Origin of the sequence: Streptomyces sp. P17, assembly GCF_032436805.1 — a bacterium.
GTDB lineage: Bacteria > Actinomycetota > Actinomycetes > Streptomycetales > Streptomycetaceae > Streptomyces.
This window is the reverse complement of the sequence record NZ_JAVRBF010000014.1, coordinates 123978-138271: the sequence shown is the minus strand read 5'-3', so window position 1 is coordinate 138271 and position 14294 is coordinate 123978. Positions and strand designations below refer to the sequence as shown.

The following is a 14294-nucleotide window of genomic DNA, read 5'->3' as shown; positions in this document are numbered from 1 at the left end:
TGGAAATCAACCTGTCCTGACCAGCGCCAGCCCGACAGACGTCACTCAGACCAGTGACGTGCGGAGGATGGGGCTAGAGCTTGCCGAGCTGCTGCTGACCCAGCTCCTGGGCATCGACCCCTCTGCCGTGCGCGACGAGTACAGCGAGGCCCTGAACCGGCTCGTCGCCGCGGTGACCGCGGGCAGGGAGCTGGAGGCGCCGGCCGGGCCGCGCGAGCCTCCCCAGGATCTGATGGCGGCGCTGGAAGCGAGTATCCGTGCGTCACGACGCGACGGAGGGGCCCCGTGATGGCACAGGAATTGCTGCGGGAAGCGGCCGCGCTCCTGCGGCGCCGCGCCTCGGAGGCCGCCGAGTCCCCTGACGAGCGGTGGATGGTCGACCAGGACGAGACGGGCGCGCTGGTCGTGGCCGCCTTCACCCCGCAGGACCTCGAAGCGGACGGCACCGTGAGTGGCAGCACTCTGGCCAGCTTCGCCTATCCGGACAGCCCCGGGCGGTACACGTACGCGCGGGCCTTCGCGGTGGCCTCCCACATGGCCGCGCTCGATCCTCAGGGAGTCGTGGCTCTCGCCGCGTGGCTGGAGACGACGGCGTCGTTCGAGGACCGGGCCCAAGAACTCGGCGGCACCGAGGTGGCGGCACCGCTGATCGACCCGGCCGTCCGCTTCGCTCGCCTCTACCTACGGGCGGCCGCCACCGGGTGAACGAAGCAGGCCCGCCTACCGCAGGGTCTCGACGTCCAGACGGGAGAAGACGAGATCGCTCATCTCCGTGACGGGCCCGCGCCACCGCATCGGCGGCACGGGCCGCCGCAGGGCGGCCGGGTAGCTCCCCGCGCCGTAGTCGTTGACCAGCCGGTAGGCGTGGAACCCGTGGGCGTTGAGCGGGCCGATGACGTCGTCGACGGTGTGGCCCTGCTTGACCAGGGTCTTGGGGGTCACCTCGATGGCCAGCTCGACGTCGTCCCGCATCCTGGCCAGGATCGGGGTGAGCCCGAACACGGCGGCGGCCTCCCCTCCCTCTACGTCGATCTTGATCAGCCGTAGTTATGGGGGCGGGACTACCGCCCGGTCGCACATTCGGGCCCGGGCGGAACGGTGAATCGCTACGCTGGTCGCAGGTGCGGCGCTCCCCCCGTGGCGCCGCACCCACCCGCTTTCACGGGCCCTCCCCCTGCCGGCGGACAGGCCCGGTCAGCGCTTCGGTCTCCTGCAAGAGCCGGTCCGTGGGAGCGAAGTCCCCCAAAAGTCCCCCAGCTCGACCGCGAGCACGGCGCGCACGAATGCGGCGAGCGTGATGCTCCCGGTGCGCACTTCGAAGATGCGCAGCACCCCGTCCGCGTACGCGGCGCGGTGTCGACATCCGGCTTGCACGCAGTGCCCCTCGGCAGCCAGGGCGAGCCGCTTGAAGGCGACGTTCTTCTCCTCGGTGAGCTGGGCTGGACAGCCCAGGTGATCCAGCGTGATCCGGATGTGGGCGGGCTTCTCGGGCGGACCGATGGTGATCCGACCGCCGCCGGGCGTGACGTAGCGGCCGGGCGCCACCGAGGCGTACGGATGGATTAGCGGCAGAGCGGTATCCACCGCGTGCAGGGCGGGCAGTCCGTCGTACTCGGTGTAGGGGCCTGCAATGCCGTTGTGCTCGGTTGTCATGCGGTCCTCGTTTCGGTCGCAGGTCGAGCGGCGGGCCGCCTCGTCACGCGCGGGTGCCGGGCACGTTCCACAGCAGTGCGGCGGTCATCGCCAGGAGCGTCTCCGCCTCGGCCCGGTCGGACGCCATCCTTCCAGCCCACCGCGCGCGGCGGCCCACCTTTACCGATCGGGCAGACTCCGACGGCACTAACTGCCACCGCAACAACCTTCGGTGGCAAACGATCGATCGCGACTCCTGCTCGGCGCAGGGCTTGTGCGCGCCGGTGAGGCGGCGCCCGCGGCTGCTACGCGGTGCCGCCTCCGCCCCAGGGACGCCACCGCCTTCGGCCTGCGACCGGGTTCCCGCTCCCGCCTGCGGTCGGTCCACCCTGTTCTCCTCCTGGACGGTCCTGACCGAGCACCGCGGCCTGCACGGCCGGCCAGTCCTGCGCACACCACCACCTGAACAAGTCGCCGGTGGCGAGCACGGGAAAGGGGAGCGTGTCGACGACCCGCTGCTGATACACCTCGGCTGGGCGCTCGGCGGGGTCCAGCCGGTGCTGATGGTTGACGATCAGGGCAGCGCAGGTGACTCGCTGGCCGGGGCGCAGCTGCGGCCACTTCTCCAGATGGCGTCGAAGTTGAGAGGCCAGTTTCTCTCCCGCTGCGCCGGAAGCGGACTTCACTTCCACCAGGCAGGTGGACCCGTTCAGCGCGGCGAGGAGGTCCGCCGACAGGGGGCCACCCAATTCCTCGTCCAGATCGGTGACGGCGAATCCGGCGGCGCGCAGCACCACGGCCACGGCGTCTTCCAGCTCGGGACCTGTGCCGTACAGCAGGCCGGACCGCACGGGTTCGGCCTCGTCCCGCGCCCGCTCCAGATCCCCCTCAAGGCGGGCCCTTTCCTCCAGGTAGCGGCTCTCCAACTCCTCAAGGGCGCCGCGTGCCTGCGTCTCCGCAGGCGTCTCCAGGGCGGGATCGTGGTGGCGTGAGCGGACGCGGCGCAGCGCGGCCGGCACGTGCTCGGGAAGGGCACGCTGGACGAGCCAGTCGACCACCTGGTTCCAGTCGACCCCGTCCGGCATCACGTACCAGATCTGCTGGCCGTCACCCGATGTCCAGCGTGCGACGACGGGCTCGCCCAGGCTGTCGACGAGGATCGGCACCAGCTCGCCTTCGGGCTTGCGCATCGTCGTTCCGCGCTCCCCCTCCAAGGCGGTCGCCGACAAGGTCATCGCCCACCAGGGGGCATCGGCCGGGCGGTTGCGCAGTCTCAGTCCGAGGTCGCGGTCGGCCGCGTCCAGATCGGGAGCCAGGGCGACCTCCGCCCCCGCGAGTAGCCGCTTGCCGACGATCGCGCCGGTGAAGTGACGGAAGTCCACGCGGCCGCCGGGCCGGCCGAAGACCGACCGCACGCGGTCATTGTCATCGTCCGCCGTGCCCATCGTCGCGATGATGAGCGCGGGCTCGCCGCGCGAGGCCGCCCCGGACAGGAACCTGTCGAACTCGTCGGCGCCGTGACCGGAGAAGTGGCTGGGGTTGATGGCGGCGGCGCAGGTGCTGGTGTCCATGTCGAGCCAGCGCGGCTCGGCCCCATGCTCGGTCCAGGAGATGCCCGCGTACTTGGCCGAGGCCGCGAAGAGCTTGCGCGCGTAGTCGGCGGCCTGCGGATCGGTCTCTTCCATCTGGGCGGGGTCGTGGACAGCGATGTGTACGGGGACGAGTCCGTTCGGACCCGAGGTGTGCACGGCCATGGCCGAACCGTAGCGGCCCGGTGTGACAACGCCGTCAGGAGGACACGGCCATGGTTCACGAGCGCCGCTCAACGCACCCGCCAGCAAGCGGCGTTGGCCACCGACACTCCGGGCCTGTCAGTGCTGCCTGCCAAGATCACGGTATGGCTGAACGTGTGGATGATCTGCTGGAACGCGGCAACGGTTGGGCGGAGCGGATCAGGGATCGGGTGACCCATCTGCCGCCGGAGCTGACCGAGTTGGTACTCCACCTCGGGCAGGCCGGAACCTTCTGGGACTGGCACTACAAGGTCGACGCCACCTGGAAGCGGCAGACGAAGGCGTTGCTGAAGACGGACGGCGCCCGGGAGCTGGTGACGGAGGCGATACGGGCCCTGGCGGCCGACGGATCGCTGCACGACTGCACCGACCCCAACGTCACCAGGCAGGACCTGTGGGCCAAGTCCGACCGAACCCCCACCCGTGACCTGGCCAACGGCTTCGCCCTGGCCGCCGGATACCTGGCCCGCGGGGCGTCACCGGCCGAGCTCGAGGATCTGGTCGCCGACCTGCTGACGGTGGCACGCAAGAACGCCTTCGTCCTCGACGGCTACTACAAGCGCGACGACGACCTCTCCGGAGCCGTCTTCACCGCACTCGCCGACCTGTCGGCCATGGAAGCCCTCTGGACACTGCACCGCGAAGTCCAGCCCGGCGCCCACTCCCACCGGCACCTGGCCAAGATGGTCAAGAAGACCGCCACCCGCATCGGCGTCCCGCCCCACCAGCTCCAGGAACGGACGGTCCTCACCCACGGCGTCGACGCGGACGGCACCCTGCGGCTGGGATGGATCGGCCGCGGAGCCGTCTGGCTCAACATCCCCTACGAAGCCCTCATCACCATCTCCGACACCGGCCGCGTCACGGTCGACTGGACCGACGTCGACGATGGAGGAACCGTCACCCGCACCACCACGCCCTTCCGCTCACCCACCGGCTTTAAGACCAAGTACCTGTCGCACAACGTCGACGTGACCCGACGGCTGGCCCGCGCGATCGAAGACACCCTGAGCGCCGAGCGCCGGCGCCTGTACGCCCTGCGGGAGGAGAACCGCCTGTGGCCGTACGCCGAGTGGGCCCGCTACTACCGCGACCACCCCCTCACCGGCATCGTCGCCCGCGCCCTGATCTGGGAGTACGAGACCGGCCCAGGCAGCTGGACCGCTGGGCTTCCCCACCCGGCCGGCTGCCTCACGCTCGACGGCCGCACCCACGCCCTCACCGGGACCACCTGCGTACGGCTGTGGAACCCCACGAGGGCAAAACCCGCTCAGGTAGCGGAGGTTCGCGGCTTCCTCGCCGCACGCGAAGTCCACCAACCCTACGACCAGACCAGCCACGCCACCTGACACCAGCCCACCATCGGACGCGAACAACACGCCGTCGAACGTCTGACGGCGCATAGCTGTGACCTGCGGATTTGATCAAAACGCGGGCGCTGCCGCGAAAAATGGCTACGCTGGCCGCGTTGTGCGGGCTGTGACCCATCTGAAGGAGCCGCCCGACCGCTGCCGCCGCTGAACCCTTGCGGCCCGGCTCCCCCCTTTCCCCACCACGACCCCTTACACAGGGCCTCGCTGCCGTCGGCACGGGGCCCTTTTGCATGCCCGAAAACCGCCGAACCGGAGGCAACCCCGTGGCCGAGCCGCGCTTCACCGACCCCGAACTCACCGCGATCTGGAACTTCCTGCGCACCAGCCCGACCCCCGTTCCTTCTCCCGCGGACCTCGCCCGAGGCACGCGTCGACGCACGCCCGACGCCCAGGCCATCGCCGCCCGCGAAGGCCTCGACCTCGGACCGGAACTGCGACGCGTCCTGCGCCGACGCCCCCAGCAGACGAAGACGGAGCCGCGGCCTGCCTCGCCGACGGAAACGGCGCCCGGCAACACCCCGCAGCAGCGAGGCTCCGCCGCCTCCCGCGCCGTGGAACGCTCCCGCGTGATGCGGCTCATCGCCCAGCTCGCGCCCGGGCTTCGCCACCACCAGCTCCGCGAGCGCACGACCGCCTGGGACGCGCTCAAGCTGACAGCCCCGGAGCTGGAGACCTGGATGAGGGCCCTGGGCGTGGACGGCGCCGCGGCCGCACGGGCGTGCCGGGCCCTCGGCATCGGGCCCGCCGCCCTCGATGTCGTCCTGGACGGCCGGCAGGTTCGCCGCCGGCTGCGCGAGGGCACGACGGTCACCGCCCTGCTGGCCCTGGCCGCCGAGCGCGGCATCGACCTGCGCCGGCGATGACCTGAGGCGAGCCGACCCGGCAGCGCGTGCCGGCCAAACCGGCACGCGGCTAAGGGCACTTCGCGACACACTTCACCCAGGCAGGCCGTCTGCGATCGGGGCAGGGCGGACCGACAGAAGGGACGGGCGCCGGTGGCCGAGACGGACTGGAAGAAGGTGGCGGCACACCTTCGGGAGCTCAGCGGCGAGTTCACCCCGGCACAGCGGGACCTCGCCGACGCCCTGGGCGTGGCGCTCGCGCCCGGCACGCCGATGCCGGTCGCGGCCGCACTTCTTCGCGCTCACCTCACCGGACCGCTGCTCCTGAAGAGGGCGCAGCCGATCGACGAGGAGGAGTACGGCTACCTCGAACTCGTCGCAGGTGAGGCCGCCATCGAGGTCCCGCCGCAGGACTTGATCGACCACCGGGACATCCTGGAGGCGTGGCTCGAAGTGGCCTGGGCGCACCGGTCGGTGATCCATCTCGAGCGGCTGTCACCCGAGCCGGGCGATATTGCGATCACTCCCGGGGAGCGAGGCTCTGAACAGGTCCAGCACGACATCATCGCCTCGATCAGCAACAGCGGCCGCCTCAACTTCCGCGGGGGCCGGGGCCGCGGGGCGCGGCCGCACCGCGTCACGAGCCTGGTCAAACAGGACGCGCCCCACCATGCCGACCTCGTACGCAAGGCGCGCGAGGAGGCGCTTGCCCGCGATCCCCGCCCGGGGCGGGTGACCAGCCGGGAACTCGCCCTGCTGCGGCCCTGGCAGGTCACTCGCGGGCCCTCGCTGGCAGAACGGGAGGCCTTGCGCGAGACCTTGGAGACGGCGACGGCCGAACGCGATCTCCAGGAGGTCCTGCAGCGTCATCCCGCCCTGCTCGGACATGTCCTCACGGGCAACCACGGCACCTGGGTGAGACCGGAAGTGGGGTTCGGCAACCACTACCGGGCCGATTTCCTCATTGCCGGCCGCACCTCCGCGGGCCTGCAGTGGGTGCTCGTGGAGCTGGAGAGCCCGAACGCGAGGCTGACCAACCGGGGCAGCGGACGCGAGTCTCCCACTCTCCGTCACGCCGTCGATCAGATTCGCGACTGGCGGGAGTGGCTATCGACCAACCTCCTCCAGGCGCGCACTCCACGGGTAGACAACGGACTGAGCCTGCCGGGCATCACCGCCGACGCCCGCGGGCTGATCATCATCGGGCGGGAGGACGACACCGAGGACTCCGCACAGGTGCGGCGCCGCCTGTTCACCGACAGCAGGATCGAGGTACGCACCTTCGACTGGCTGCTCCGAGCGGCCGAGCAAGCCGATTCCCGCCTACTCGGCCTGCTCGACCTCGAGTCGGGCGACGACACGGAAGACTGGTGACCCCACCGTCCGTACCCCGAGCCGCGCGCTCCCGGCGCGGGTCCGTCTGCGGGGGTCAGGCGGCCAGGCGCCTTCCGCGGCGCACGGCGGCCCGGTCAGCGGGCATCGTTCGGGGGACGCCAGGCCAGGCAACGGAGGCGCTGAGCATTTGAACATCCTGCCCGGTGGCTTAGGTGATGGTGGCCGACCAGCCCTTACGCGAGAACGTGACCGCCCCGTCGGGGGTGATGGTCACCGTGGCGCCCCGGACGGGGAGGTCGCCGTCTACTGCGAGCCACGTGCGGATGCGCTCAAGTTCGTCCCACAGCCGCCGCGGCCCGCCCTGATGCACGGTTGGCGATTCCCGGCGTCCCGCAGCTGTGGCGCGGGCCCAGGACCCGTCCGCATGGAGCATGTAGACGGTGCGAACCCCGTCGTCAGTCTTGTGCTGACGGTGGTCGATCAGAGCTGTCCGTTATTGCTCCCCATCGTTGCGCCGCGCCCAGTGGGCGACCAGCAGCACGACGATGATCAGGCCAGCCACGGCCCCGACGCCGAAGCCGAGCAGGCCGCCCTCCACAGGCCCAGCCAGGTCCGTATCGAGATCGCCGTCCACGAACGCCCCGTAAGAGGCCGGGCCCTCGGCCGCGATTAGGCCGAGGAGGAGTATCGGCAGGCCGGCGGTGGGGTTGCCGTGGCGGTGGCCGGATATTGCCGAGATCAGCACAGCAAGCGCCGTGGCTATGGCGAGTACGACGGCGGCGTAGTACGGGCCACCGATGGACAAGTCCATGTGTCTCCCCCCTGATCACGAGTTCCGAGTTGGCCAGCTTATTCGCCGACATGCCAGAGGTTCAGAGCCGGGAAGACGTCCTGAGGCGGCCGACCGGCCGGTGTGCCCGGCCGATGCTCACGGGGACGGTTCGAGCGGGACCTCGGTCCAGTCGCCGCCCGGCTCACTGCGGTGCAGCACCCGCCCCCTGAACGGCACGAAATGCGCATAGGCCGCAGCGAGTTCATTCTGCTGCTTGATGCCCTCCAGGGCCTGCTCACGGCTCTCGTAGGCGGCGGAGTAGGCGCCACCGTCCCAGTCGCCTCCCGGGTGCAGGGCCCAAAGCAGGTGCCTCTCCCTGCGCTCCTTCTCCTCGCGCATGTGCGCGGTCCACAGCTGGTCGACCTGCTCCCAGCCGATCTGTTCCTGCCAGGACTCCAGCGCCTGCTCGTGGTCGCGAACCAGCTGCTTCAGCGGGCGCGGGTCGTCGTCCTCGGCGATGGCCTTCAACGCCTTGCCCTCGAAGCTCGGGGGGTAGTTCTCGGCGGCGTACTCGTAGCCCTCGCTCGCGATCTTCCAGGTGAAGCCGAGGAGTTCCATCCAGTCGTAGTGGCTGAATCCGTCAGGCAAAGGCAAGGTCATGCGGCGGGTTTCTCCTGTTCACGTTGCCGGACCGGATGAGACGCGCAAGCGCTAACGTCTCTTAAGACTATACACCGAGAGGTGCGCAAATGGAAGCCTTAAGAGGCAACTTGGAGTGGGTCGACAGAGAAGGCGTGTCGAGTTGGGGCGTCACCCGCCTGGAAGGGCAGACACGGCGGTGCAGTTGGTGGTCCCTGTTCAGTCCGACGTGGTTGCACCGTCGGCCGTCTGCTGTGCGGGGATGGCCGTACGGGCCTGGGCGAGTCCGCGTGTGACTCCAGCGCGCCAGATAGCGCCGGTGGTGGTGATCTGGTCGGAGAGGCGGGCGTACTCAGCGAGTGGGCCGCCAAGCCGTCTGCGGCCCTCCTCGTCGAGCTCGTAGCGAGGCGGAGTGATGCCGGGGTTGCGGTCGCGCCAGGCGTGCAGCAGTTCGATGGCCGGCGCGGATGTCCACCAGCAGGCTGCGACGGCAAGGGCGACGAGGTCGCCGTCGAGACGGGCGGAGAGGCGGTCGGGGTATCCGGCGAGGCCCCGGTCGCGTGAGCCGGGCCACCGGCCCTGTTCCCAGGCCTCCTCGGGCGCCGGGTCCCATTCATGGTCCCAGCCTCGGGCAGCGAGTTCCTCTCGGACGCCGTACTCGACGAGGACGTCGACAGTGTCGAGCAGTTCACCGGCAAGACGCAGGCGTTGGACCTCGGTCCGCCACTGCGCGCGGCGAGTTTTGGCCTCTGTGCCGCGCAGTCCGAGCGTGCTCCAGCGCGGGTCGGCCGACCGCCGGGCGCGAAGCTTCTTGTGCCCCTCTGTGACGTCCTTGACCTGCTGGGGAATCTTGTCGTCGACCGCGATCCAGATCGAGTGCACCGCGCCGCGAGGCATTTCCACCGCCGGAAACATCGTGTATTGCAAGGCTCGACGCAGCCTAGCGGCCCGGAGCCCCAATGCACCGCCACGTCCATGAGGAGATGACGAGCAGCGACCCGCGCGGTCGTACTACATCCAGACCGCCGGCGTGCGCCTCAGCCGTTCCTGACGTCCTCCTCCGTGGCGGTGAACCGCTGCCAGGCGTAGCCGGAGGAAGCCCTTTCCCATGCCGCGGCGCGTGCGACCAGTTCCGGGGCGAGATGGGCCACTTCGCGCTCCGGCACCGTCCCGTAGGCGAGCAGCCGTCCGTCGCTCGTGCACACGTCGAGGTGCCAGTCCTCGCCGAGGCGGAATGCCACGACCCGTGCCTGGTCGGTCGGCTCGTAGGCGTAGAAGCTCTTGCGGTCGAACCAGTGCGGCCCGGCGAAGGCGGGCCCCTCACCCTGGCGCGGCTGGCGCGGGTGCCGGTCGGCGACGTCGAAGAGGTCGGACAGATTGCCGTCAGGGGCGAGGGCCTCGTCGACCAGCCGGATCACCTCGCTCGCCGGGACGCCGTCACGCTCGCGCAGCACGCCGAGCACGCTTCGGGCGTTGTGCACGAGGCTGCGGTTGGCGTCCGGCCGCCACTGCTGCTCGCGGGGGTGGTCGGCGAGCAGGCTGATGGCGTGCCGGGTGCGCCGCGCGATCTCCTTGAGCAGGGCCACTCGGTCCCGTCCGGGGCGTTCCGGGAGGACCTCCACCGCGGCCAGGACGGCGACCATTGCCTGTGCGCGGCGTTCAAGGGCCTGCGCGACGACCAGGTCGGCGCGGCCGGCCAGCTCGGCCGCCACGGTGCGGCGTACGGAGTCGTCGTGTCGGCGCAGGGAGGTGAGCAGGCCCATGTACCGGTCGCGGGTGGTGATCTGCTCGCGCTGGACGGCGTCGTAGGCGCGATTCAGCACGTCGAGGTCGGACAGGTCATCGAGCGGCTCGCCGATCGCGGCGTATTCCGCGCGGATCGCGGCGACGCGGTCGGCGGCGGTACGGGTGGTGGTCATCTCTCCTCGTCGGGGGCTGTGCAGGGCTGGGCCGCGTCCGGGCTGGAGTCTCCGGTCGGACGCGGGTCCTTCCGCGGTGCTACTTGTGCGCATGGTGGGAGCAGATCGCCGATGACGTCTCTTAAAACTCTACATCGACGACTCACGTGAATGCAAGTCTTAAGAGTCAACTAGTTGACTTCCGGTCGCTTACCCAGCCACCTGACGAGGCACCATCAGTGGACTTTGGGAGGAACTGGCGCAAGTCGTCGAAGACGCTGACGGAGCCGGGGAACTACACGAGAGAGGCCTGCGGCGATTCCGAGGGCTACACCCAGCTGTAGGCGTTGCTCGCCAGCACGGGCGGCACCGCGGCGCCCAGATCGGATACCTGCTCGGCTACCACCCCGACGAGGCATTCGCCCCCGCCGCGTTCACGGCCGCAGCGGCCATCACCGGAATGCGGAAAGCTCCGGAATGGCCGCTGCCGCCTCGCCCCTTGTCAGCAACTCCGGGAGGCCGAAGTCGGTCGCGGTCAGGTGCGGGGCCGCGCCGCGTCGGGGTCGTCAAGCTGGTCGTCGCGGCACAGGCTGGCGTGTTCCTGGTGGACGTAGCCGCGGGGGTCGGCGTCCCACCGTGCGGCGGCGGCCGGGACGGTCCCCTGCCCGGTGTGGTGTTCGCGATCCCAGTCGAGGAGGTGACGGGCCGCGAGATCGGCGTCGACTTCGCTGGTGATGGCGAAGCCGGTTGCCCGTTGGAGAGAGTCGGCCCGGTCCGCGAGGGCGGCCCGGCGGACGAGGTACTGGCGCTGCAACTGGGCATCGATGGCGCCGTTGTGGATGGCTTGACCCGTCAGTTTGTTGCTGAGCTGTTCGACGACGTTGGTCTCGTGGAGCAGAGCACGCCAGTATTCACTGCTGGTCATCATGGCCTTCCGGTGTCACTGGGAGCCGGAGCTGCGTGTAGCGGCTGGCTCTACGGCTCCGGGTGCGACGGTTACGCGACAGCGTGGTCGGGGTGGTCAGGGTGACCGTCCCAGTCGGCGGCGACTTCGCGCATCTGCTGAATGAGCCGATCGGCCTGGTCGTCATCACCTCGTGCGACAGCGTGGGCATGGTTCTGCATCAGTGAGTGGGCGGCACGCCAGTCGGCATGGTAGGCGTCGCGGCCCTCGGGATACTGCGCGTGCATCCGCTCGTCGAGCCGGTCGTCGATGAACGCCCACCACCGGGCTCCAGTCTGCAAACTCACCAGGGGGTGCTCCACTTCATCAACCGCGCCAGCCACGGGGCACGAGCCGGCAGGCCTCCGGGTCACTGTAGCGAGGACGGCGCTCCTCCGAGCCGGGAGACAGTCCTCCCGATAGTCCCTGTGGGCCAGAGCGGTTTCGCAGGATACGAGGTAGCGCTCGCCGCCGCGGAGCGTGGACATGGGTTCCGTTCCGGTAGTGAGGGTGTGCCCGGCGTCTCAGATCGGTCAGGTCGGGCCGAGCCCTGCTACATCTGAAGGTGCGCGTCGCACACCCAGGACTGGACCCAGCCCTCGGTCACGCGGTCGACCAGGACGTCGTGGCTGTTGGTGCCGGGCTCGCACGCCATGCAGTCGACGCGCTCGCTGCGCAGCAGCTGGCGCGGGGTGAGACGGGTGGTCGCGGGCAGGGTCCACCGCTCGGAGCGGACGGTCTCGGTGTCGTACGGGTGGTAGCTGACGGGGATGCGGGTCATGCCCGGGAGGTCGTGGTGATCGGTTCCGGTCACGGTGACCGTGGTGCCGCCGACGGAGAGGATGTCGCCCTCCCGCAGTTCGCGGGCCTCGACGGCGGTGACGACGGAGCCGGTCATGATGATGACTCCCTGGGGCAGGTCAGCAAGGCGCATCAGGCGTGTCCGTTCTCGGTGAGGGGCAGGTCGCATCCGGCGTCCGCTTCGGCCACGTCGGCCCAGATGACGGTCTCGTGGTTGTGGCCAGGTGCGCACGGCGGGGGTTCCTCGCCGGGTTCCAGGTCGAAGTACGGTTCGGTCTCTCCGGGGGAGGAGGGGCTCACCAGTGCTCGTCGGCAAAACGCACAGAACGGCAGGCAGATCTTGGGTGATGACGCGGAGGAGGCTTCCGCGGTGCGGCGGTCCTCGTCCAACTCGTGGTCAAGGTCGACGGTGAGCTGTGCTCCCTCCTCCGGACGCAGCAGTTCAGCGAGGGCACCGAGCGCGCTGGAGAGTACGGCGTCGTCCAGGTCGACGATTTCGTTCGGGTCTTCCTGACCGGCGGCGTAGAGCGCCACGTCGCGCTCGCTGTAGTCGGCGTGCCCCATGCACAGCTTCGCGTCGACAGCGTCGAACACGGCGGTCTCGTACTGGCGGCCGTCGCCCGGAGCCAGGAGGCGGACGCGGCGCGCGATCGCGCCTCTCAGTCGCGCTTCCTCTGCCTCGGCGGCGGTCTCGCGCAGCTCGGTGAGCATCGTCAGACCGACACTGTCAAGGAGCTGCCGCAACGCTCTCGTGCGCTCCTCCCGGCGCACCCGGTCCTCGGCTACGTGCGCGCAGCACTGCGAACGCCAGCATGCGCACCGGTGGCAGTCCTGACAGTCCTGAGCGCGGTCGCAGCCGCACTGGCAGGCGAACGCCCGGCAGCCGGCCCCGTGCTCTGGCTCCGACGTAGGCGCCTTCGGGATCGCGGACAGCGAGTGGGTGAGCTCGGTGCAAGCACCGTCGCCTTCCACGAAGGCGGCGGCCAGCGCCTGGCCGTCGCGGCGGAGCGCCTCGGCGAGTTCCGCGCAGGTCTGCCGCCGGACTACGAGGGCGAACGCCTCGACCTGTGAGCCGATGAGCAGCGGGACGGACTCCGGCGGCGAGGTGTGGTCAGGGAGGGGCAAGGTCTTCCTTTCGCGTGGGTGCCGGGTTGCGTGGTGTCGTGCGGGTCCGGGCAGCCGGCTGCCGAATGGCTGCTGAGCACCAGACACGTCGGGGGCACGCGAGAGGTGTCCTCTCAGCCACGGCCGGCAGCCGGGCGGGGGGTGGCGGTTCTGGGATTGGGCGACGGCGCCCGGTCGGGCGCCGCCGGGCGACTACTGCGCCTTCGCCTGCGCGCGGGCCCGGATGATGTCCGCCGCCTTGCGACCGATCTGGGCGTAGAGGGCCTCGACCATCTGGGCCTGACCCTCCGCGTCCAGAGTGAAGGCCGCCGAGAACGTCCCGGCGATCAGCCGCCGGGCCATGCCCTCCAGCACCTCGATCTGCCCGGCCTCGTCCGCCGGGTCGAAAACCGTCTCACCGGAGGTCTGCGTCATGGAGTGATCCCTTCCCAACAACCTTGCTGACTCTTAAGACTATACATACACATTCGCCGAGAGTCAAGTCTTAAGAGACGGTGGGGCCCCGCAGAGGTGGCGGGTCAGTGGGTCGGCTTGAGCACCAGCGCGGGCACGTGGGCCGGGATGGCGCCATCCTCCGCGTAGTCGATGGCTCCGCCGAAGGCCCAGCCGGAGGTGCCGCTGGCGGGGTCGGGCTGGTAGTAGCCGACCTCGACGCGGACGTCCGCGGGTGAGCCGATGCCCTGGCTCGGGTAGTCGGCGGCACGGATGGCGACGATCGCGTCGTCGGGCAGATCGATGTCGGTGACGGCCGCGCGCAGCTCGCTCAGGCGCAGGCCCTGGACGAGGACGGGGAAGGCGCCCCGCCATCCGGGCGCGCGACGGGCGTCGTGAACGGGCGCGCCTGCAGCGATAAGTGCATCGGCGACGTCGGCCCCCAAGGGCTCCAGGTCGCGCAGCGAGCAGGGATAAGCACCCTTGCTGTAGGTCCAATCAGTGCGAAGCATGCCGGCCTTCATCCCGAGAGTGTCTTCCTCCAGGCGCAACAGGTGATCCCTCGGAACCTGTGCGAGGCCGGGGTATCCGTCGACTTCGACGGCCCGGACGTCCACGGCCACGGTGGACCTGTCGTCGTGCATGAGCTGGCAATCTCCTTCGGTCAGCGAGCAGGCGAGGGCACATCAGGCGGGTTGCGTCGCAGGGC

18 protein-coding genes and 1 pseudogene are annotated in these 14294 nt (G+C 70.0%); 5 read left to right on the top strand and 14 right to left on the bottom strand.

Features of this window, described 5'->3' with window-relative positions; all coding sequences use genetic code 11:
- A pseudogene (locus tag RMT89_RS12125) lies at nucleotides 1-289 on the top strand (hypothetical protein); the annotation flags it as partial.
- Nucleotides 289-705, top strand: a complete 417-nt coding sequence (locus tag RMT89_RS12120) for a hypothetical protein (protein ID WP_007505604.1) — start codon at nucleotides 289-291, stop codon at nucleotides 703-705. The pseudogene RMT89_RS12125 and the gene RMT89_RS12120, both read left to right, overlap by 1 nt.
- A 15-nt stretch (nucleotides 706-720) precedes the next feature.
- On the opposite strand, the gene RMT89_RS12115 is transcribed toward RMT89_RS12120, so the two are convergent.
- From RMT89_RS12115 to RMT89_RS12105, 3 genes are all read right to left on the bottom strand, one after another.
- Nucleotides 721-1002 (bottom strand): hypothetical protein, encoded by a 282-nt coding sequence (locus RMT89_RS12115; protein ID WP_007505606.1) that lies wholly within the window; start codon nucleotides 1000-1002, stop codon nucleotides 721-723.
- A 192-nt stretch (nucleotides 1003-1194) separates the two neighbouring features.
- Complete coding sequence (locus tag RMT89_RS12110; protein ID WP_007505607.1) at nucleotides 1195-1653, bottom strand: DUF6420 family protein; 459 nt, start codon at nucleotides 1651-1653, stop codon at nucleotides 1195-1197.
- A 284-nt stretch (nucleotides 1654-1937) separates the two neighbouring features.
- On the bottom strand, nucleotides 1938-3386 hold the full coding sequence (locus tag RMT89_RS12105) for a hypothetical protein (RefSeq protein ID WP_315883715.1): 1449 nt from the start codon (nucleotides 3384-3386) through the stop codon (nucleotides 1938-1940).
- 143 nt (nucleotides 3387-3529) lie between these two features.
- Here RMT89_RS12105 and RMT89_RS12100 point away from each other — a divergent pair, with 143 nt between their 5' ends.
- The 3 genes from RMT89_RS12100 (at nucleotide 3530) to RMT89_RS12090 (ending at nucleotide 7014) form a co-directional block, all read left to right on the top strand.
- Nucleotides 3530-4774: a DUF4132 domain-containing protein gene (locus RMT89_RS12100; RefSeq protein ID WP_007491936.1), complete on the top strand. Its 1245-nt coding sequence runs from the start codon at nucleotides 3530-3532 to the stop codon at nucleotides 4772-4774.
- Nucleotides 4775-5061: 287 nt separating this feature from the next.
- A complete protein-coding gene (locus tag RMT89_RS12095) occupies nucleotides 5062-5661 on the top strand; it encodes a hypothetical protein (RefSeq protein ID WP_007491927.1) in 600 nt (199 codons plus the stop codon).
- 132 nt (nucleotides 5662-5793) lie between these two features.
- Nucleotides 5794-7014, top strand: coding sequence for a Shedu immune nuclease family protein (locus RMT89_RS12090; protein ID WP_007491926.1), 1221 nt, complete (start codon nucleotides 5794-5796; stop codon nucleotides 7012-7014).
- A gap of 169 nt (nucleotides 7015-7183) precedes the next feature.
- Here RMT89_RS12090 and RMT89_RS12085 read toward each other — a convergent pair whose 3' ends face one another.
- The 11 genes from RMT89_RS12085 to RMT89_RS12035 form a co-directional block, all read right to left on the bottom strand.
- Nucleotides 7184-7345, bottom strand: a complete 162-nt coding sequence (locus RMT89_RS12085) for a hypothetical protein (protein WP_007491925.1) — start codon at nucleotides 7343-7345, stop codon at nucleotides 7184-7186.
- A 123-nt stretch (nucleotides 7346-7468) separates the two neighbouring features.
- Nucleotides 7469-7786, bottom strand: coding sequence for a hypothetical protein (locus RMT89_RS12080; RefSeq protein WP_007491924.1), 318 nt, complete (start codon nucleotides 7784-7786; stop codon nucleotides 7469-7471).
- A gap of 117 nt (nucleotides 7787-7903) precedes the next feature.
- Nucleotides 7904-8407: a hypothetical protein gene (locus RMT89_RS12075; RefSeq protein ID WP_043728168.1), complete on the bottom strand. Its 504-nt coding sequence runs from the start codon at nucleotides 8405-8407 to the stop codon at nucleotides 7904-7906.
- A gap of 198 nt (nucleotides 8408-8605) precedes the next feature.
- A complete protein-coding gene (locus RMT89_RS12070) occupies nucleotides 8606-9283 on the bottom strand; it encodes a hypothetical protein (protein WP_007491922.1) in 678 nt (225 codons plus the stop codon).
- 140 nt (nucleotides 9284-9423) lie between these two features.
- The gene (locus RMT89_RS12065) at nucleotides 9424-10305 is read right to left on the bottom strand and encodes a hypothetical protein (RefSeq protein WP_007491921.1); all 882 of its coding nucleotides are present in this window, start codon (nucleotides 10303-10305) and stop codon (nucleotides 9424-9426) included.
- Nucleotides 10306-10819: 514 nt separating this feature from the next.
- The gene (locus RMT89_RS12060; protein WP_007491918.1) at nucleotides 10820-11212 is read right to left on the bottom strand and encodes a hypothetical protein; all 393 of its coding nucleotides are present in this window, start codon (nucleotides 11210-11212) and stop codon (nucleotides 10820-10822) included.
- Nucleotides 11213-11280: 68 nt separating this feature from the next.
- Nucleotides 11281-11550, bottom strand: a complete 270-nt coding sequence (locus RMT89_RS12055) for a hypothetical protein (protein ID WP_315883714.1) — start codon at nucleotides 11548-11550, stop codon at nucleotides 11281-11283.
- Between the two features lie 230 nt (nucleotides 11551-11780).
- Complete coding sequence (locus RMT89_RS12050; protein ID WP_043728288.1) at nucleotides 11781-12125, bottom strand: hypothetical protein; 345 nt, start codon at nucleotides 12123-12125, stop codon at nucleotides 11781-11783.
- Nucleotides 12126-12160: 35 nt separating this feature from the next.
- A complete protein-coding gene (locus RMT89_RS12045; RefSeq protein ID WP_167546283.1) occupies nucleotides 12161-13153 on the bottom strand; it encodes a hypothetical protein in 993 nt (330 codons plus the stop codon).
- Nucleotides 13154-13345: 192 nt separating this feature from the next.
- Nucleotides 13346-13567, bottom strand: coding sequence for a hypothetical protein (locus RMT89_RS12040; protein ID WP_007491912.1), 222 nt, complete (start codon nucleotides 13565-13567; stop codon nucleotides 13346-13348).
- Nucleotides 13568-13671: 104 nt separating this feature from the next.
- On the bottom strand, nucleotides 13672-14229 hold the full coding sequence (locus tag RMT89_RS12035; RefSeq protein ID WP_007491911.1) for a hypothetical protein: 558 nt from the start codon (nucleotides 14227-14229) through the stop codon (nucleotides 13672-13674).
- Nucleotides 14230-14294 lie beyond the last annotated feature (65 nt).